This is a genomic window from Arthrobacter sp. B0427-1-12, assembly GCF_059092905.1.
Window position 1 is genome coordinate 337790 of record NZ_JBNHIC010000001.1, and the last position, 18104, is coordinate 355893.

Sequence of the window (18104 nt, forward strand, 5' to 3'; positions counted from 1 at the left end):
CGTCACTTGACGGGCCCGTGCCTGCTGGATATTCTGAACGAACGGTCGGTAAATAACTGGTGCACGCCAGCGGATTCCACAAGAGGTGAACAACATGGCAACACAGCACAGCCTGCGCCCGGTCCCGGACAGCGCGGCTGCAGAAGTCGAGGTTGACGAGGCTGCCATTGCTGGTCAGGCGTATTTCGACAAGATCATTGCGGAGGACTCGCGCATCGAGCCGAAGGACTGGATGCCGGAGGCCTACCGCAGGACGCTGATCCGCCAGATGTCGCAGCATGCGCATTCGGAGATCATCGGCATGCAGCCGGAAGCCAACTGGATCACCCGCGCGCCGTCGCTGAAGCGGAAGGCGATCCTGATGGCCAAGGTCCAGGATGAGGCCGGCCACGGGCTGTACCTGTATTCGGCGACCGAGACGCTGGGCATCGACCGCGACACCATGACGGAGCAGCTGCTGGCCGGCAAGGCCCGCTACTCCTCGATCTTCAACTACCCCACGGTGTCCTGGGCGGACATGGGCGCCATCGGCTGGCTGGTCGACGGCGCCGCGATCTGCAACCAGGTGCCGCTCTGCCGCGCGTCCTACGGACCCTACGGCCGGGCCATGGTCCGGATCTGCAAGGAAGAGTCCTTCCACCAGCGCCAGGGCTTCGAGATCCTGCTTGAGCTGGCCAACGGAACCGCGGCCCAGAAGCAGATGGCCCAGGATGCAATCAACCGCTGGTATGCCCCCTCGCTGATGATGTTCGGTCCCCCGGATACGGATTCGCAGCACTCCAGCCAGTCTATGGACTGGAACATCAAGCGCTTCAGCAATGATGAGCTGCGCCAGCGCTTCGTCGGCATGATCGCCGAGCAGGTCAAGGTCCTGGGCCTGACCCTGCCGGATGACCAGGTGAAGTACAACGAGGAAACCGGCAAGTGGGAGTACGGCGAGCTGGACTGGAACGAATTCAAGGAAGTGCTGGCCGGCAACGGTCCCTGCAATGCGCAGCGGATGGAACGCCGCCGCGAGGCCCACGACAACGGCGCCTGGGTGCGCGAAGCCGCGGCCGCCTACGCGGAGAAGATGGCAGCACGCAATTCTGAACTTGCAGGAGCAGCATCATGACCGAGTCCCGTCCCGAATCCACCGGCAGCCAGCCGTCCCACAAGGCTTCCTGGCCCCTGTGGGAGGTCTTCGTCCGTTCGTCCCGCGGCCTGTCCCACGTGCACGCGGGTTCGCTGCACGCCCCGGATGCCCAGATGGCGCTGCGTAATGCGCGCGACCTGTACACCCGCCGCAACGAAGGCGTATCGCTGTGGGTCGTGCCGGCGTCGGCCATTATCTCCAGCGACCCGGATGCGAAGGGGCAGTTCTTCGAGTCCCCGCAGGGCAAGGACTACCGGCACGCGACGTATTACACAAAGAGCGAAGGGGTGAAGCACCTGTGAGCCACTCAGACATCTCTGTCGGCGTGGGCGGCGGCGATTCGTCCGCCAGCGCCACGCGCATCACGCCCGGCAACGCCCTGCGCCCCGAGGACATCGCCCTGGCCAACGCCGCGCACCGTGCCGGCGAGGACGTGGCCCAGTATGCCCTCCGCCTGGGCGACGACGCCCTGGTCCTGGCCCAGCGGCTGGGCTGGTGGATCTCCCGGGCTCCCGAACTTGAGGAGGATGTGGCCCTGGCCAACATCAGCCTGGACCTGATCGGCCACGCCCGCTCCTTCCTGACCTATGCGGGCGGCGCCTGGGATAAGACCGAGGACGACCTGGCCTACTTCCGCGACGAGGCCGATTTCCGCTCGGCCCACCTGTTCGAGCAGCCCAACGGCGACTTTGCCCGCACCATCGCGCGCCAGCTGGTCGTTGCCTGCTTCCAGTACGAGCTCTACAGCCGCCTGGTGGACTCGGCCGACCCGACCCTGGCGGCCATCGCGGCCAAGGCAGTCAAGGAAGTCGACTACCACCTTGACCACAGCACGCAGTGGGCACTCCGGCTCGCCCTGGGGACCGAGGAGTCGCGCCGGCGCATGGTCGACGGCCTGGCACTGACCTGGCCGTACGTAGCCGAACTGTTCGAAGACGACGAGCTGGCCGAACAGCTGGCTGCCGCCGGCGTGGCCGTCCGTCCGTCCGGACTGCGGGCCCCCTTCGATGCGCGCATCGGCGCGGTCCTGGCGGAGGCCGAACTGGAGGTGCCGCAGGTTCCGTCCGCCAGCGGCGGCGGACGCCACGGACGCCATTCCGAATACCTGGGCTACATCCTTGCCGAAATGCAGGTGCTCGCACGCGAGCATCCCGGAGCAAGCTGGTAGGCAGCCATGTCCACGAATACAGCAGTACGCCCCCGCGAGGCCGAAGCGGCCAAGGTGTGGGACATCGCGGCAACCGTCGCGGATCCGGAGATCCCGGTGCTCACCATCGAGGATCTGGGTATTCTGCGCGATGCCGTGGTGAACGACGACGGCACCCGCCGCAGCATCGAGGTCACCATTACCCCGACCTACTCCGGCTGTCCGGCGATGGACGCGATCCGGGACGACATCCTCACCGAGCTGACGAAGCACGGCTACGACAACGTGCAGGTCAAGCTGGTGCTCGCTCCGGCGTGGACCACGGACTGGATGACGGAGGCGGGCAAGGCCAAGCTCCAGGAATACGGCATTGCCGCTCCAACCGGCCGCGCCGCAGCCGGGCCCGTCCGGCTGGGACTGAGCGTGAAGTGCCCGCAGTGTTCGTCGCTGAACACCAAGGAACTGACCCGCTTCGGTTCGACGTCCTGCAAGGCCCTGTACGTCTGCCGGGACTGCAAGGAACCCTTCGACTATTTCAAGGTGCTGTGATGACTACTGAAACCACCGAGGCCGCGCCGGCCGCCCGCCGTCGTGCCGTCTTCCACCCGCTGGCCGTTTCCGAGGTCCGGCGCCTGACCGCGGACGCGATCGAAGTGTCCTTCGCCGTTCCGGAGGAACTGGTGGGGCAGTACGACTACCTGCCCGGGCAGTATGTCGCCCTGCGCACCACGCTGGAGGGCCAGGAGATCCGCCGCAGCTACTCGATCTGCGCCGAGCCGCAGCCGGGCGAGATCCGGGTGGCGATCAAGCGGGACCTGGGCGGTCTCTTTTCCACCTGGGCGAACGAGAACCTGAAGGCCGGCGACGTGCTGGACGTGATGAGCCCGCAGGGCGCCTTCATCTCGCAGCACAAGATGACCGGCCTCAACCATCCGGAGGAGCTGGAAGCAGAAATCGCTGTAACGCCCACGTCGAACTTCGTCGCCTTCGCAGCCGGATCCGGCATCACGCCGATCATCGCGATCGCCCGCACGGCACTGGCCGCCTCGCCGTCGACACGCTTCGACCTGGTCTACTCGAACAAGGCCGCGATGGACGTCATGTTCCTGGAGGAATTGGCCGATCTGAAGGACAAGTACCCGACCCGCTTTGCGCTGCACCATGTACTGTCCCGTGAGCAGCGCATCTCGCCGCTGCTGACCGGCCGGATCGACGCCGGCAAACTCACCACGCTGTTCGATACCGTGCTGCGTACCGACGATGTGGACGAGTGGTTCCTCTGCGGCCCGTTCGAGCTGGTGCAGCTCTGCCGGGATACCCTGGCCGCCCGCGGGGTGCCGGCCGAGAAAATCCGGTTCGAGCTGTTCACCACCGGCGAGCCGCGGCGTCCGGAAGGCAATATCGGCCGCCCGGTGGTAGCGGATTCCTCCGCGGACAATTACGAGATCACCTTCAACCTCGACGGCCTGCAGGGCAAGGTGTCCAGCCCCACGCACGCCCGGGAGTCGATTCTGAACGCGGCCCTGCGGGTGCGTCCGGATGTTCCGTTCGCCTGCGCGGGCGGCGTGTGCGGCACCTGCCGGGCGAAGGTGGTCTCCGGCACCGTCGAGATGGACGAGAACTATGCGCTGGAGCCGGAGGAGATCGAGCGGGGCTATGTGCTGACGTGCCAGTCCCATCCGACGAGTCCGGAGGTTACGGTGGACTACGACGCCTAGTTTCGGCGCCTGGCGGCGCCCCTGGGGTTGAGGGAGGCCCGCCAGGGCCGAGTCGAAACCCCAGGGCCGAGTCGAAACCCGGTGACCGGTCCGCACGAGGAGGAGCCTGATGATCGAACTGAGTATTGACAATGGTGTTGCCGAGGTCGTGCTGAACGCGCCGGAGAAACTCAACGCCCTGGATGAGGGCGCCCTGGGCGGTCTGGCCCGGGCCTACGAGGAGGCTGCCCAGGCCGGCGTGCGGGCCCTGCTGCTGCGCGGGGAGGGCCGCGCCTTCTGCGCCGGCAGGGATATCTCCAAGGTGACGCCCGAGACCGACGACGCCTACGGCTATCTTGGCGACAAGGTGACCCCGCTGCTGAAGCAGATGTCCGCCTTCCCGGCGCCGACGTTCGCCGCGGCGCACGGCGCGTGCCTCGGCGTTGGACTGGGACTGCTGATCGCCACAGACGTGGTCTATGTGGCGGACAACGCGAAAATCGGCTCGCCGTTCGCCAATCTGGGCGCCACCCTGGACTCCGGCGGACACTGGCTGTTCACCGAACGGCTGGGTCCGCACCGGACCCTGGACCTGATCTACACGGCCGAGCTGATGAGCGGAGCGGACGCAGTGGCAGCGGGCCTGTTCAGCCGCGTGATGCCCGCGGAGGACCTGCTGGAGAAGACGCGGGCCGCCGCCGCGCGCGTGGCTGAAGGCGCCACCGGTGCCTTCACGGCCAGCAAGGAGCTGGTGGCGCAGATCCGCGACCGCCGACTGGGGCTGTGGGCTTCGGTGGACGAGGAGAACCGCGCGCAGGGCGAGTTGTGCCGGAGCGAGGACTATGCCGAGGGCTTCAAGGCTTTCCAGGAGAAGCGCAAGCCGGTGTTCCGGGGCGTCGCTGCCCAGGGCTGACACAGGCATTCCGCAGCGGAGCGCCGCCGGGATTCCGGCGGCGCTCCGTCTGCCTCAGTCTTTCAAACACCTTCAGTGTAGAAGCTCGCTCAGCGCGTATCCACGTCTTCGAAGACCAGGAACGTCTGGGTGTCCAGGACGCCGGGCATGGTCTGCAGCTGGTCGAAGATCACCCGGCGCAGATCGACGTTGTCCTCCGCCCGGACCAGCATGATGACGTCGAAGTTCCCGCCGACCAGGGCGATGTGGTGCACCTCCGGAATGGCCCGCAGCTGCTCCTTGAGTTCGCGCCAGGAATGCTGGCGCAGCTTCAGCGTGACGTAGGCCGAGGCACGCAGTCCCGCCTTGATCGGGTCGATCAGGGCGGTGAATTTGGTCAGCACGCCCTCGTCCTGCAGCCGCGCGATCCGGGAATAAGCATGAGCCCGCGAAATGTGGACATTCTCGGCCACAGCGGTGACGGACATGCGCCCGTCTTTGGTGAGTTCGGCCAGGATCTTCCGGTCGACGTCGTCCAGCGGGGACGGCTGTTCGGGCATGCGGGTACACCTCGCTATGTAATTCAGTTCACATTGAAAATATGTCTACAAGAATACCTTCAATGATTGAAAGATTCCATAATTCCAGCGAGTACTGGATACGAATAGAGCTTGACTCCCATACTGGGTCTACACAACATCTTTTCGGAAGGATGCGTACTCCCATGACCCACACAACCAGTGAGGCGGCGGTACGGGCGGAGACCTTCATGCTTCCGGCAGCGCAGCCGGTGCAGCTCATCGACCAGGACGGTGCCGTCCGCCGGGGAACCGATTCGCTGGGCCAGCCCTACCGCATGCCCTCCCCGGAACTCCTGCTGGAGGCCTACCGCCGGCTCGTCGTCGGCCGCCGCGTCAACGACCAGGCCGGTGCGCTGGTGCGCCAGGGCCGCCTGGCCGTCTACCCATCCTCGCACGGACAGGAAGCGTGCCAGGTGGCCGCGGCCCTCGCCCTGGCCAAGGATGACTGGATGTTCCCGACCTACCGCGATTCGGTGGCCGTGATGACCCGCGGCGTCGATCCGGTGGAAGCGCTGACGCTGCTGCGCGGCACCTGGCACAGCGGCTATGACCCCCATGAGCACAAGGTGGCCACCCAGGCGACGCCGCTGGCTACGCAGCTGCTGCACGCCGTCGGGGCGGCCCACGCCGCCAAGCTCAAGGGCGAGGACACGGTGGTCCTGGCCCTGTGCGGCGACGGTGCCACCAGCGAGGGCGATTTCCATGAGGCGATGAACTTCGCCGCCGTCTTCCACGTGCCGGTGGTCTTCTTCGTGCAGAACAACCAGTACGCCATCTCCGTGCCGCTGCGGCACCAGACGGTTGCGCCGTCGCTGGCGCACAAGGCCGTCGGCTACGGCATGCCGGGGGAGCGGGTGGACGGCAATGACGTCGCCGCGCTGCTGTCGGTGCTCGGCCACGCGGTGCGGCGCGCCCGCACGGGCGGCGGGCCCTTCCTGGTGGAGGCGCACACCTACCGCATCCAGGCCCACACGAACGCCGACGATGACACCCGCTACCGGAGCAGCGCCGAGGTTGAGCCGTGGCTGGCGCGCGACCCGCTGGCGCGGATGCGCAGCTACCTCACCTCCGCAGGCCTGCTGGACGACGACGCCGACAATGACTTCGCGGCCGACGCGGAGCGGGTGGCGGCCCGGATGAGGGACGGGCTCAACGCCGAGGTCCAGGTCGATCCGCAGGATTTGTTCCGCTACGTCTACACCCATCCGACGCCGCAGCTGCGCGAGCAGGCGGCGATGCTGCGCGAGGAACTCGAACGCGAAGCCTCCGCTGCCGAAGGAGGGCAGCGATGACCGCGGCGGTTGAGGCCGCAGCCCCGGCCGGCGTCCAGAACCTCACCTTGGCCAAGGCGCTGACGACGGCGCTGGCTGACGCGATGGAAGCGGACCGGAACGTTGTAGTCTTCGGCGAGGACGTCGGTCCGCTGGGCGGCGTTTTCCGGATCACCGACGGCCTGACCAAGCGGTTCGGCGAAGAGCGGTGCTTCGACACCCCGCTGGCCGAGTCCGGGATTATGGGCATGGCCATCGGGATGGCAATGAACGGGATGCGTCCCGTCGTCGAAATGCAGTTCGATGCCTTCGCCTACCCGGCCTTCGAGCAGGTGGTCAGCCATGTGGCGAAGATGCCGAACCGGACCAAGGGCAGGATCAAGCTGCCGCTGGTCATCCGGATTCCCTATGCCGGCGGCATCGGCGGCGTGGAACACCACTGCGATTCGTCCGAGGCCTACTACGCGCACACACCGGGACTGACCGTGCTGGCGCCGGCCACTGTGGCGGATGCCTACACCCTGCTCCGCGACGCCATCGAATCGGATGATCCGGTGGTCTTCCTGGAGCCGAAGAAACTGTACTGGTCCAAGGACGACGTCGACCTTGGCGCCCTGCGCGCCGGCCGGCCCGCCGGAATCGGCCGCGCGGTGATCGCCCGCGAGGGGACCGACGCTACGCTCATCGCCTACGGGCCGTCCGTCCCCACGGCGCTGGCGGCAGCCGAGGTCGCCGAGGCGGAAGGCCGCAGCCTGCAGGTAGTCGACGTGCGCTCGATCGTGCCGTTCGACGACGAGACCGTCTGCGGCGCCGTGCGGTCGACCGGACGCGCCGTCGTCATCGCCGAGGCGCCCGGCTTCGCCTCCGTTGCCTCGGAAATCGCCGCCCGGGTGTCCGAGCGGTGCTTCCATTCGCTGGCCGCGCCGGTGCGCCGCGTGACCGGCTTCGATATCCCGTATCCGGCGCCGAAACTGGAACAGTATTTCCTGCCCAGCGTGGACCGGATCCTGGACGCCGTGGACGATCTGCAGTGGGAGGACTAATGGCTGCGGCCGCGGAAGAGAAAGTGTTCCTCCTGCCGGATCTGGGCGAGGGACTGACGGAAGCCGAACTGGTCAACTGGCTGGTGGCCGTCGGCGACACCATCCGGGTTGACCAGCCGATCGCCGAGGTCGAGACGGCGAAATCCACCGTCGAGGTGCCGTCACCGTTCGAGGGCACCGTGGCGGTCCTGCACGGCGAGGCCGGGGATGTGGTCGGCGTCGGAAAGCCGCTGATCACGGTGGCCGTCCCGGCGCCGGACCGGGCCCCTTCGGTGGCTGCGCCGGCTCCTTCGGCTGCGCCCGAAATCCAGCCGAAGGGATCCGCGAAAGGCTCGGGCAACGTACTGATCGGCTACGGCACCTCCGGCCATGGCGCCGCGAAGCGGACCCGCCCGCCGAAGCAACCGGTCCGCTGGGTGCCGCGCAGCGAGCTGCCGGCGCCCAAGTCCTCGGTCACGGTGATTTCACCGCTGGTGCGCAAGCTGGCGCACGACGGCGGCCTGCCGGTGTCCGCGATCCACGGCACCGGCCCGGGCGGCATGGTGATGCGTGCCGACGTCGAGGCAGCGCTCGCCGGAGCGGCGCAGCCGGCAGGGGCTGTACCCGCTCCCGTTCGGGCGGATACCGATGCCCGCACCGGCTTGTCCGTCACCTCCCGCACTCCGCTCCGGGGCGTGCGGCGCACCGTCGCGGCGAACATGTCCCGCAGCCGCACCGAAATTCCCGAAGCAACCGTGTGGGTGGACGTGGACGCCACGGCCCTGGTGGAACTGCGGGCCTCGCTCAAGCGGCAGGATGCGGACGCGGCGCCGGGCCTGCTGGCCTTCATCGCACGCTTTGTGATGGCCGGGCTGGCGAAGTACCCCGCCCTGAACACCCGGATCGAAACGGGACCGGACGGCAGCCAGGAGATCGTGGAGTTCGACGGCGTCAACCTGGGCGTCGCCGCCCAGACAGGCCGCGGGCTGATGGTCCCGTCCATCCGCGGCGCGCACAAGCTGAGCGCCCGCGAACTGGACGCGCAGATCAGGCGGCTGACCGGCGTCGTACGCGAAGGCAAGGCGAGCCCCGCGGAACTGACCTCCGGCACCTTCACGCTCAACAACTACGGCGTGTTCGGCGTCGACGGCAGTGCGGCCATCATCAACTATCCGGAAGCGGCGATCCTGGGCATCGGGCGCATCGTCCCGAAGCCGTGGGTGGTGGACGGCGCGCTCGCGGTCCGGCAGGTCACGGAGCTCACCTTGGTCTTCGACCATCGGGTGTGCGACGGCGGCACGGCCGCGGGATTCCTGCGCTACGTTGCGGACGCGATCGAGAACCCCGGCAGTGCCCTGGCCGACCTATAGCCCGGTCTTCCGGCCGGTTCTACCCTTGACGTATGGCAACACTTCCAGAGGCGTATGAGCAATATCTGGCGGGGCTGAGCGCGGATGAAGCCGACGGGCTGCGTCCGGCATTCCTGCAGTCCGTCGCGGATGGGCAGCACGGGGTCATTGTCAGGGGCCACGGACACTACATCCAGGCCTTCGTCGATGACAAGGTGCCCTTCGGGGAAATCAAGGAGTTCGACCGGCGCTAGGAATCCTTCGCCTGCCGCGTAACATCCCGGAACATGCTCCGGACCGTACTGGTGCCGGAGCGCTCGGCGTGGGTATGTTGGCTTTGCCGATGCCCGCCTGGGCCAGACGTGGAAAAAGGGGAATTCGATGTCGACCCAGCCGATGCTGTCAGCGGATTGGCTCGAAGTCGGCCGGCGCACGTGGGTCCGCCAGAACGGCGACTACGGCATGAACACCGGACTGGTCGTCGGCGAGGAACGGGCGCTGGTGATCGATACCGGGGCCGGCCCCGAGGAGGCGGCGGACATCTACGAGGCGGTCCGCAGCGTGACCGAACTGCCGCTCGTAGTGGTCAATACCCATGCGCATTTCGACCACTTTTTCGGCAACGCCGCCTTCGCTGCCCGCGGGGTGGAGGAAATCTGGGCGCATCGGCTGTGCGTCGAGCACATCGTGAACGACGGTGACAGCCAGCGGCACTGGGTCGAGGACGTCGAACCGGGGATGGCGGCGGCTGAGGGGGAACACACCGCCATCGTCGCGCCCAACCGGATTGTCGACCGGAAGCCCGTCGACCTGGATCTGGGCTCCCTGAAGGTGACGCTGTTCCATCTGGGCCGGGGGCACACGGACAACGACCTTCTGGTGGGGGCCGGTTCCGTGCTGTTTACCGGAGACCTGGTGGAGCAGGGCGCGGATCCGGCTTTCGAGGACGCCTATCCGGCGGACTGGATCAGGACGCTGGGCAAGGTGGCCGCCCTCGACGATCTGTATGAGGTCTTCGTCCCCGGCCACGGGCAGCCGGTGGGAGCGGACTTCGTGACCACCCAAATGAACAAGATGCGCAGCGCTGTGCATGTGGCGCACCTGGCGCTGGGCGACGCTGCGACGGATGCCACCAAGGGCATTCCGATCCTGCCGTACGGTCCGGAGCAGTCCCGGGAACTGATCCGCCGGCTGCGCGCCGGCTTCTAGGGGCGGACCCAGCGGCCGCTAGCGGCCCTGTCCGCCGCGGCCGCGGATGAGGATGGTGATTCCTCCGGCCAGCATCAGGGCGAGGACGCCGAGGCCTGCGAGCAGGCCGACCCTGGTTTCGGCGCTGGCATGGTCCAGCCCGAAGAAGCCCGGCAGGGACTGTCCGCCGGGCACATCCAGCCGGGGAGCGGCCAGGCCCGGGGGCAGGAGCAGTTCCGGCCGCGAGAGCAGGCGCGGGGCCTCATCCGCGCTGTTGTCCGCAGCGGCCCCGTCCGGTCCGGTGCCCGGTTCAGCTGCGCCTCGTGCGGCCTTCGGAATGATCAGTTCGGATAGGGTCGGCACACCGGTAGCGGCCGGAACAACGGGGAAGGGGCCGGCTGGCCGGGCATCTGCGGTTGCGGCGGGAACCGGTGCCGGGAGCTCCGGTGCCGGGGCTGCAGGTCCGGAGGGCGAAGGTGCCGGATCGCCGGCGAAGATGTCCGTGGCGGGACCCAGGCGCAGGAAGACGGTCGCTGCACCGGTGCCCTTGGCACCGCCGTTATCGGTGACCGCATAGACCTGGCCGTCGCCGCCGATGGTCAGCCCCTCCAGCTTCTCCGGAGTCCAGGCGGCAGCCGCGCGCAGCGCCGGCAGCACATCCAGTGCCAGCCGCTTGGGCAGGACCGCCAGCGGGCCGGCCGGCGCTGGTAGCGCCGGGGCTGCAGCCGGGGCTGTGGCGGTCGCCGGAGCGGGATCCGGCGGCAGGTCCACGGAATAGATGGCCTTCAGGGCGGCACCGGGACCGTCCAGCTGGTCCCGTTCGATGACCGCCAGCGTGTCGCGGTCCACCGCGGTGACTTCGGCCAGGCCGTTCCGGTTTCCCTCGCCGCCGGAGACCGGTTCCAGCCGGTAGCCGAACCAGCTCCATTCGCCGGTGGCGGCGCTGAAGCGGCCAATGCGTACGACGCCGGCGGGGTCGCCGCCGGTTTCGCGCTGCAGCACGGTGTACAGCACCTGGTCCGCTCCGGCACCGTAGCCCGTGACCCCCTGGAGCCCCTCCGGGCCGAGCCCGTCGGCGACGGGTCCGGGGAGCGCAACTTCGCGCAGCACCGCGCCTGCCGGATCCGTTTCGACCAGCCTGTTGTCCCGGCCGGCCGCGCCCTCGGCGGCGAGCCAGAAGCCCCCGTCCGGCTTGGCCCAGAGGCCCTCGATGTCATAGCCTGCCGGCTTGCCGTTCCGGGTGACGGGCAGTTCGCGCGTGAGCAGCGCCGGTGCCCCCGGCACGCCACCTGACGTTTCGAGGGTGAGGATGCGGGCGGGCGGGTGGGTGGCGCCGGTGGCGGTGTACAGCCGGTCCGGGCTGGCAGGATCCGCGGTCAGCGCACCCAACCCGCCCCATGGCGCCGGGCCTTCGCCTGCGGCGGTGGGTGCGGATTTGATCGTGGGGAACCGAGGGAAGGCGCCGGGCCCGGACTGTCCCCCGAGCCGGTAGACCTGGATGCCGGGGAGCTCGCCGTTCCGCCCAGACTGCTGTCCAGTCTTCTGTCCGGGCTTCTGGGCAGGCTTCTGTCCGGCGGATCCGGATCCGCCGGCGACCGCCAGCAGGCCGCGGCCCGGCATGGGCAGCAGCCCGCCGGGGCCGTTGGGGGAGGGCAGGATCTGGAGGAATTCCGGGCGGGCCGGATCCGTGACGTTGTAAACGGCGACAAATCCTTCGGCCGCCGATCCGATGAAAAGGTACCGGACGCCGCCGTACGTGGCGGAGGTGAGGCTGTCCGGTTCGCCGGCACCGGTGCGCTGGCCCGCGGACAGGCCGTGATCCACGGCGAGCCGGTCGAAACTGCCGCCGGCCTCCCAGACGGGCCTGCCGGTATCCGCAGCGAAGACGGTCCACCCCGGTGCCCTGCCGGGCCGGCCGCCCCCGTTCGCGGCGGCCAGGAAGCCAGCGCCGAGCCAGCTGATGGAACCTGCTGCTCCGGCGGAAACCTGGCCGCGGACCGTGCCGGTGCGCAGATCCACCAGGGCGGCGCCGTTGGTGTCCGGCAGCATCACCGCCGCGGACACACCGTCCGGGCCGATGACCACCTGTCCGGGCCCGGGAGCCCGCTGCGCCGCCCGTCGCGGCACTGCGGCCCGTCCCTCCGGCCGGGACAGGGCAACGCGTGAGAGTTTCCATCCCCGCGGGTCGCCCTGCAGGTCCAGGACGGCCAGCCCGCCCGGGCTGCCGACGGCGATGGCCGCGTACCTGCCGTCCGCCGACACATCCAGGGACAGCGGCCGGCCACCAAGGGCGAGGGCGGTGACGGGACTGCGGTCCGCCGCGCGGAACACGCTAAGTTGTCCGCCGGGCCGCCCGGCGTCGCCCTTCGGACCGTCCTCGACGGCTGCCAGGATGTACCCGCCGGCGGCACGGACCGCCGTCGGCCTGCCCTCCAGCGCCAGATCACCCGCGGACCGCGGTGCTGCGGGGTCGGCCATGTCCATGAAGACCAGACGTCTGCCGGCGGCATCGGCGTGGATGACGGTCCTGCCGTCGGGCGTGACGGTGGAGGTTCCGGAGCCTGCGGCGGCCGGCACCGCGGCAGCCGGATCCGCGGGCAGGGCGGCGACGGGCTCGAAGTAGCGCGCCGGCGCCTGTGGCTGGCTCGCCGCCTGTGCCTGGCTCGCTGCCGGTCCAGCGGGTTCCGGAGGTTCGACGGCGGCACCCGGCGCCGCGGGCAGCGTTGCCGTCAGCAGCGCCAGGCCTGCCCCGGATACGGCAAGTCCCCGGGCCATGCCAAAACGCCTTCGATTGGACACGAGAATTCCTTTGAACTGACAAGCTTTCCGAACCGCCAGGAACCGTGGTGCAAGTGTAGTCACAGGGTAGCGCAGGACGGCCCCGGGACGCTTGGGTATTGCTGGCTCGAACCGGAAAATTCCCCACCCTCTACAGTGCCGGGCAGGCCGGCTCATCGAAAGCCGGACTTACTCATCGAAATGGGTGCTGACCCGGGCGCAGACCTGGGACACGACGTCCTGGGCGACATCCCGCAGCTTCATGTTCCGTGAGTTGGAGGCGCTGCGCAGCAGGCCGAACGCCGTGTCCTGGCTGCAGGAATTCTGGGCCATGATGATCCCGACGGCCAGATCGATGATGGTGCGTGATTCCAGGGCCGAATGCAGGTTCAGCGCCCGCTGCGTCTGCAGATCGAGCCGGGCCGCGAGGATCAGGGCCTTCGCCGCGCTGGCCGCGTAGCCTTGGACCGAGGCCATCGAGTCCGCCGTGAAGGTGCCCGGCCGGCGGCCGTAGCAGTTCAAGGCGGCACAGGCGTCCCCCTCCAGCGGCAGCGGTACGGCCAGGATCGACCCAAACCCGGCCAGCGCGGCGGCCTCAAGGAGGCTGTGCCAGGATTGCCCGGCCGCCACGTCGGCGACCAGCACGGGACGGCCGGTCCGCAGCGCGGCCAGGCAGGGACCGTCGTCGAGCGCATACTGGACGTCGTCCAGCCGGGCGGCCCGGGGGTCGCTGCCTGCGACGGTGCGCTTGCGGTGCCTTCGTTCAACGGTCACGGTGCAGCTGAGGGTTCCGGGGCCGCCAAGGACCGCAGCGGAGAATCCGGCCAGGCGGTCCAGGAACTGCTCAAAATCCGGGCTGTCCAAGAGCAGGTCTTCGAGCTGTTCGACCGTTGCGGCATCATGTTCGGTCCGGCTCATCGCGGCCCCTCTGGTGCACCCCTGCGGTGGCGCTGGCTGCTGGGCAATGGCAACCAACGTAATGGCAACCAAGGCAATGACAACCAGTGCCAGGGCAACCGGGACAGTGGCGGCGCTGGCCTTGGCTACACCAATTCTAAGCGCCGGCCCGGACCTGGACCCATGCCTCAGCCACGATTCATGCCCACACTTCATGCCCCCGTCTGGGGCCTCGCGGAAGCTACTGTGAAGGCGTGCCCGAGCAACCATTCGACCTGAAGAGAATCGCCGTCCCGGCGTACGGCCCGTCCCTGCTGTACGGGATCGCCGAAGGCGCGATCCTGCCGGTGATCGCACTGTCCGCGCGCGAGCTGGGCGCCAGCGTTGCGGTGGCGGCACTGACCGTCACCTTGCTGGGGATCGGCATGCTGGTGACCAATATCCCCGCCTCGCTGGTCACCGCACGGTTCGGCGAGAAATGGGCGATCGTGGGGGCGGCGCTGTGGTGCATGCTCGGCCTGGTCCTGGCCCTCGTGGCGCCGAACCTGGCCGTCTTTGCCGTGGCAATTTTCATGGTGGGCATGGCCGGCGCGGTCTTCTACCTGGCCCGGCAGACCTACCTGACGGATGCCGTGCCGCTGAAGTTACGGGCCCGGGCACTGTCCACGCTCGGCGGTGTCATGCGGATCGGGGTCTTCATCGGCCCGTTCCTGGGCGCGGCGGCCATGCACTTCGCCGGGCTGGCCGGAGCTTACTGGGTGGGCATCGCGGCACTGCTGGCCGCGGCTGCCATCGGCTGCGCCCTGCCGGAGCTGGGTGAGCCGGAGCTGAAGGCGGCCCGGGCAGCGGCGGCCGGGGCCGGCGTCGTAGTTCCGACCGTGCGTTCAGTGGCCCGCAGCCATGCGCGGATCTACCTCACGGTGGGCCTTGGTGTGCTGCTGGTCGGGGCGGTCCGGTCATCGCGGCAGGTGGTCATCCCGCTGTGGGCCGAAAGCCTGGGATTGGCACCGACGGCCGCGGCCGTGATCTACGGTCTGGCCGGCGCCGTGGACATGCTGGTCTTCTACCCGGCAGGCAAGGTCATGGATGTGAAGGGCCGGGTCTGGGTGGCGGTGCCGTCCATGCTGGTCATGGGCATCGGCCTGCTGCTGATGCCGCTGTCCGGCGGGTTCGCCGCCCTGCTGCTGGCGTCCATGCTGGTGGGCTTCGGCAACGGGATCGGCTCCGGCATGGTGATGACGCTGGGTTCGGACTTCGCACCGTCGCCGGGCCGGGCCCAGTTCCTGGGCATCTGGCGGCTGCTGACGGACAGCGGGACGATGGCGGGCCCGGCGCTGCTCTCGGGCGTCACGGTGCTGGCCGGCCTGGCCGCGGGGATCGCCTCGACGGGCGGGCTGGCACTGCTGGCCGCGGCGGTGCTCTGGTACTGGCTGCCGAAGACCACCGGCCCGGCCGGCGGCGGGATCAGGTCCGGCGGCGGCGGGACTGGAAGCCGAACAGGGACGCGGCCATCGCGCTGAGCAGGTAGCCGGAGCCGGTGATCAGCGCCAGCCCGGCCCAGTAGTACAGCGGCACCCGGCCCGTACCGGGAACCGGTGCCGGGCCGATCCACTGCGCCAGCAGGTACAGGCCTGCGGCGCAGGCTGCGGCGCCAAGCCCCACGAGCCAGCAGAACACAACCCACCGCCGGGAGGCCGCCCAGTGTTCGTTGTAGCCGGACCAGACATTCCAATGCGACCCGGTCCGCATTACCAGCAGCCCGCCCACCAGCGTCCACAGCGCCACCACCAGGAACGCCGCGATCACGTCCGCCGGACGGTGCCACAGATTGATGAGCGTGGAGGACCCGGCGAGCACGGCATAGGTGCCGCCGGCGGCAGCTGCCAGCGGCCGCCAGCGCGGCGACACCACCAGGAAGACTGCGGCCGCGGCGGAGGCCGCGAGGGTGGTGTGCCCGGAGGGCAGCGAGTTGAAGGCCAGGGTGGGGACGCCGACGTCGGGCCGTTCCAGCGCCAGGTGCTTGAGCACCTGGGTGGTCAGGTTTGCCGCCAGCACGGTGCCCAGCGCAATCCCGGCGGCGGCCCAGCGCCGCCGCCACAGTGTCACGAAGGCAACCACGACGGCGGCCATCACCACCGAAAGCATCGGCAGCAGGTCCAGGAAATCCAGCAGCGGACCGCGGGTTGCGGGCGAGACCGCCTCCGCCTCGCGCAGTGCGGATTCGTCCGCGAACTGGCCGGTGGTGGTGCGGACGAACGCCCAGTAGGTCCAGCCCAGTGCGACGGAACACACGATGGCCCCGAGCACGAAAAGCACCGCGTGCGGGGCCGCTCGCTGGTGGCGCCTGCCCGCCGCCGGCCGGCCGGGTTTCTGGAAAGTCATAGTCATCAAGGTTTGCACAGAAGTCTGGAACATTACTGGAACGTCGGACCGGCACGCTACCCTGATGCTGTTGTGGTGCTTACCTCTCCGGCCAAGGCCTCGAGTTTAAGGAACGTACGTTATGTCGCGAAGCGTGCTGCAGACCATGGACCGTCTCAAGACCCTGTTGACGCCGTTCGGCGCCCTTGAAGCCCAGGAAGCGGAGGAATGGACCGGGGACATCGAACTGCCCGCCGTCCTCGCCGCCTACTACGCCCAGGTGGGACCCATCGACCTGGAGATCGACACCCTGGGGGACCCCTTCACCTTCTATCCGCTGTCCCGGCTCTGGGATATCCAGGCCGGCTACCGCTGGAACACGGTGAGCGGCGCCCGGCTGGTGGACTGGAACGATGAATGGGTGGTGGTGGCCACCCAGGGCGAGAATCCCTTCATCCTGGATGCACTGACCGGCGAGGTGCTCACGGCGCCGGGGGAGAACGGCTGGATCGACCGGGAGGCCGAGCCGGAGGTGACCTTCCCGAACCTGGCCGTGATGACCGAGGCGCTGGCCGCCGTCGGATCCGCCTACGCAGCCACTGAGGACCCGTTCACCGAAGACTGGGCGGTCAGCCCGGAACTGGTGCGCGACGTCACCGGCCGGCTGGAGCAGGTGCTGGGCGACGCGGGCCGGGCGCGGCTGGTGGCGCGCAAATTCGGTTACCCGGCGTAGGCCCGGTGCCCGCGTGACGGCCTCAGCCGCGTCCTACCTGCCGGATCCGCTGCCGCCGCTCGATGAGCTGTTGGCCGGCGCCCGCGTGGTCACCCTGCCCCTGCGCGTGAAGTTCCGGGGCGTGACGGCGCGCGAACTGCTGCTGCTCCGGGGCCCTGCCGGCTGGGCGGAATTCGGCCCGTTCACCGAGTACGACGACGGCGAGGCGGCACTGTGGCTGGCCGCGGCCGTGGAGGCGGGCTGGCTGGGCTTCCCCGAGCCGGTGCGCACCGAGGTGCCGGTCAATGCAACGGTGCCTGCGGTGCCGGTGGCGCAGGTGGCCGAAGTGCTGGAGCGCTTCGGTCCGGTGTCCGCGATCAAGATCAAGGTCGCCGAGGCGGGGCAGGAAGTGGTCGACGACGTCGAACGCGTCGCCGAGGTGCGCCGGCTGGCACCGGACGCCGCACTGCGCGTGGACGCCAACGGCGGCTGGGATGTCCGCACGGCGGTGACGGCCTTGTGCGAACTGGCGGACTACGGTCTGGAGTACGCGGAGCAGCCGGTACGGGACATTGCGGGGCTGCGCGAGGTGCGCGGAGCGCTGCGGGAACGGCAGGTCCCCGTGCCGATTGCCGCCGATGAGAGCGTGCGGAAGGAAAGCGATCCGCTGCTGGTGGCCCAGCAGGAGGCGGCGGACCTGATCGTCGTCAAGGCAGCCCCGCTGGGGGGAGTGCGGCGGGCGCTGGACATCGTCGCGCAGGCCGGCCTGCCCGCCGTCGTCAGCTCCGCCCTGGATTCTTCCGTGGGGATCCGCTCCGGCATCGCCCTGGCTGCGGCGCTGCCCCGCCTGCCGCATGCCTGCGGACTGGGCACGGTCTCGCTGCTGGAGGGGGACGTGAGTGCGGAGCCGCTGAAGCCGTCCCGGGGGGTGCTTCCGGTGCGGTCCGTAGAGGTCGATGGCCAGCTGCTGGACCGCTGGGAGGCGCCGGCGGACCGCCGCCGCTGGTGGCTGGACCGGCTGCGGCGCACCTATGCGGTACTGGAGGGAATGCCAAGGCGCTGAGAGCAACCTAA

18 protein-coding genes are annotated in these 18104 nt (G+C 69.1%); 14 read left to right on the plus strand and 4 right to left on the minus strand.

Going from position 1 to position 18104, the window contains the following annotated elements:
• Positions 1–94: 94 nt before the first annotated feature.
• The 6 genes from paaA to AC5RWU_RS01765 all read left to right on the plus strand — a co-directional run bounded on the left by paaA (position 95) and on the right by AC5RWU_RS01765 (position 4892).
• Positions 95–1114, plus strand: a complete 1020-nt coding sequence (paaA, locus tag AC5RWU_RS01740) for a 1,2-phenylacetyl-CoA epoxidase subunit PaaA (protein WP_494030982.1) — start codon at positions 95–97, stop codon at positions 1112–1114.
• Positions 1111–1437 (plus strand): 1,2-phenylacetyl-CoA epoxidase subunit PaaB, encoded by a 327-nt coding sequence (paaB, locus tag AC5RWU_RS01745; protein WP_494030983.1) that lies wholly within the window; start codon positions 1111–1113, stop codon positions 1435–1437. Before paaA ends, paaB begins: the two co-directional genes overlap by 4 nt.
• The gene (gene paaC, locus AC5RWU_RS01750; protein ID WP_494030984.1) at positions 1434–2303 is read left to right on the plus strand and encodes a 1,2-phenylacetyl-CoA epoxidase subunit PaaC; all 870 of its coding nucleotides are present in this window, start codon (positions 1434–1436) and stop codon (positions 2301–2303) included. The genes paaB and paaC overlap by 4 nt, the downstream gene beginning before the upstream one ends.
• Before the next feature lie 6 nt (positions 2304–2309).
• Entirely contained in the window at positions 2310–2831 is a 522-nt protein-coding gene (paaD, locus tag AC5RWU_RS01755) for a 1,2-phenylacetyl-CoA epoxidase subunit PaaD (protein WP_494030985.1), read from the plus strand.
• Positions 2831–4000, plus strand: a complete 1170-nt coding sequence (paaE, locus tag AC5RWU_RS01760; RefSeq protein ID WP_494030986.1) for a 1,2-phenylacetyl-CoA epoxidase subunit PaaE — start codon at positions 2831–2833, stop codon at positions 3998–4000. The genes paaD and paaE overlap by 1 nt, the downstream gene beginning before the upstream one ends.
• Before the next feature lie 109 nt (positions 4001–4109).
• On the plus strand, positions 4110–4892 hold the full coding sequence (locus AC5RWU_RS01765; protein WP_494030987.1) for an enoyl-CoA hydratase/isomerase family protein: 783 nt from the start codon (positions 4110–4112) through the stop codon (positions 4890–4892).
• Between the two features lie 89 nt (positions 4893–4981).
• Here the strand turns inward: AC5RWU_RS01765 and AC5RWU_RS01770 are convergent, their stop codons facing one another.
• Positions 4982–5431 (minus strand): Lrp/AsnC family transcriptional regulator, encoded by a 450-nt coding sequence (locus tag AC5RWU_RS01770; RefSeq protein ID WP_494030988.1) that lies wholly within the window; start codon positions 5429–5431, stop codon positions 4982–4984.
• 164 nt (positions 5432–5595) lie between these two features.
• Between AC5RWU_RS01770 and pdhA the strand changes: the two genes are divergently transcribed.
• The 5 genes from pdhA to AC5RWU_RS01795 all read left to right on the plus strand — a co-directional run bounded on the left by pdhA (position 5596) and on the right by AC5RWU_RS01795 (position 10303).
• A complete protein-coding gene (gene pdhA / locus AC5RWU_RS01775; protein ID WP_494030989.1) occupies positions 5596–6744 on the plus strand; it encodes a pyruvate dehydrogenase (acetyl-transferring) E1 component subunit alpha in 1149 nt (382 codons plus the stop codon).
• On the plus strand, positions 6741–7766 hold the full coding sequence (locus AC5RWU_RS01780) for an alpha-ketoacid dehydrogenase subunit beta (RefSeq protein ID WP_494030990.1): 1026 nt from the start codon (positions 6741–6743) through the stop codon (positions 7764–7766). Before pdhA ends, AC5RWU_RS01780 begins: the two co-directional genes overlap by 4 nt.
• On the plus strand, positions 7766–9115 hold the full coding sequence (locus tag AC5RWU_RS01785) for a dihydrolipoamide acetyltransferase family protein (protein ID WP_494030991.1): 1350 nt from the start codon (positions 7766–7768) through the stop codon (positions 9113–9115). The genes AC5RWU_RS01780 and AC5RWU_RS01785 overlap by 1 nt, the downstream gene beginning before the upstream one ends.
• A gap of 32 nt (positions 9116–9147) precedes the next feature.
• Positions 9148–9348 carry a hypothetical protein gene (locus AC5RWU_RS01790; RefSeq protein WP_494030992.1) on the plus strand — a complete coding sequence of 67 codons (201 nt, stop codon included), beginning with the start codon at positions 9148–9150 and terminating at the stop codon, positions 9346–9348.
• Between the two features lie 127 nt (positions 9349–9475).
• Positions 9476–10303 (plus strand): MBL fold metallo-hydrolase, encoded by an 828-nt coding sequence (locus AC5RWU_RS01795; RefSeq protein ID WP_494030993.1) that lies wholly within the window; start codon positions 9476–9478, stop codon positions 10301–10303.
• A gap of 18 nt (positions 10304–10321) precedes the next feature.
• Here the strand turns inward: AC5RWU_RS01795 and AC5RWU_RS01800 are convergent, their stop codons facing one another.
• Positions 10322–13081, minus strand: coding sequence for an esterase-like activity of phytase family protein (locus AC5RWU_RS01800; RefSeq protein ID WP_494030994.1), 2760 nt, complete (start codon positions 13079–13081; stop codon positions 10322–10324).
• Positions 13082–13249: 168 nt separating this feature from the next.
• Entirely contained in the window at positions 13250–13978 is a 729-nt protein-coding gene (locus AC5RWU_RS01805; protein ID WP_494030995.1) for a GAF and ANTAR domain-containing protein, read from the minus strand.
• Positions 13979–14211: 233 nt separating this feature from the next.
• Here AC5RWU_RS01805 and AC5RWU_RS01810 point away from each other — a divergent pair, with 233 nt between their 5' ends.
• The gene (locus AC5RWU_RS01810) at positions 14212–15477 is read left to right on the plus strand and encodes an MFS transporter (protein WP_494030996.1); all 1266 of its coding nucleotides are present in this window, start codon (positions 14212–14214) and stop codon (positions 15475–15477) included.
• On the opposite strand, the gene AC5RWU_RS01815 is transcribed toward AC5RWU_RS01810, so the two are convergent.
• Entirely contained in the window at positions 15422–16345 is a 924-nt protein-coding gene (locus tag AC5RWU_RS01815) for a phosphatase PAP2 family protein (RefSeq protein WP_494036879.1), read from the minus strand. The two genes, AC5RWU_RS01810 and AC5RWU_RS01815, sit on opposite strands and share 56 nt — an antisense overlap.
• Before the next feature lie 115 nt (positions 16346–16460).
• On the opposite strand from AC5RWU_RS01815, the gene AC5RWU_RS01820 reads away from it, so the two are divergent.
• Positions 16461–17051, plus strand: a complete 591-nt coding sequence (locus AC5RWU_RS01820) for a hypothetical protein (protein ID WP_494030998.1) — start codon at positions 16461–16463, stop codon at positions 17049–17051.
• Positions 17052–17064: 13 nt separating this feature from the next.
• Positions 17065–18093 (plus strand): o-succinylbenzoate synthase, encoded by a 1029-nt coding sequence (locus tag AC5RWU_RS01825; protein WP_494030999.1) that lies wholly within the window; start codon positions 17065–17067, stop codon positions 18091–18093.
• Positions 18094–18104: the final 11 nt, after the last annotated feature.

Excerpts from the sequence above, each read along its gene's own strand:
- AC5RWU_RS01795 (WP_494030993.1), top strand. The coding sequence starts at position 9,476 with ATGTCGACCCAGCCGATGCTGTCAGCGGATTGGCTCGAAGTCGGCCGG.
- paaA (WP_494030982.1), top strand. The coding sequence starts at position 95 with ATGGCAACACAGCACAGCCTGCGCCCGGTCCCGGACAGCGCGGCTGCA.
- AC5RWU_RS01820 (WP_494030998.1), top strand. The coding sequence starts at position 16,461 with ATGTCGCGAAGCGTGCTGCAGACCATGGACCGTCTCAAGACCCTGTTG.
- AC5RWU_RS01780 (WP_494030990.1), top strand. The coding sequence starts at position 6,741 with ATGACCGCGGCGGTTGAGGCCGCAGCCCCGGCCGGCGTCCAGAACCTC.
- paaB (WP_494030983.1), top strand. The coding sequence starts at position 1,111 with ATGACCGAGTCCCGTCCCGAATCCACCGGCAGCCAGCCGTCCCACAAG.
- pdhA (WP_494030989.1), top strand. The coding sequence starts at position 5,596 with ATGACCCACACAACCAGTGAGGCGGCGGTACGGGCGGAGACCTTCATG.
- AC5RWU_RS01790 (WP_494030992.1), top strand. The coding sequence starts at position 9,148 with ATGGCAACACTTCCAGAGGCGTATGAGCAATATCTGGCGGGGCTGAGC.
- paaD (WP_494030985.1), top strand. The coding sequence starts at position 2,310 with ATGTCCACGAATACAGCAGTACGCCCCCGCGAGGCCGAAGCGGCCAAG.
- AC5RWU_RS01805 (WP_494030995.1), bottom strand. The coding sequence starts at position 13,978 with ATGAGCCGGACCGAACATGATGCCGCAACGGTCGAACAGCTCGAAGAC.
- AC5RWU_RS01815 (WP_494036879.1), bottom strand. The coding sequence starts at position 16,345 with ATGACTATGACTTTCCAGAAACCCGGCCGGCCGGCGGCGGGCAGGCGC.
- AC5RWU_RS01785 (WP_494030991.1), top strand. The coding sequence starts at position 7,766 with ATGGCTGCGGCCGCGGAAGAGAAAGTGTTCCTCCTGCCGGATCTGGGC.
- AC5RWU_RS01765 (WP_494030987.1), top strand. The coding sequence starts at position 4,110 with ATGATCGAACTGAGTATTGACAATGGTGTTGCCGAGGTCGTGCTGAAC.
- paaE (WP_494030986.1), top strand. The coding sequence starts at position 2,831 with ATGACTACTGAAACCACCGAGGCCGCGCCGGCCGCCCGCCGTCGTGCC.
- AC5RWU_RS01770 (WP_494030988.1), bottom strand. The coding sequence starts at position 5,431 with ATGCCCGAACAGCCGTCCCCGCTGGACGACGTCGACCGGAAGATCCTG.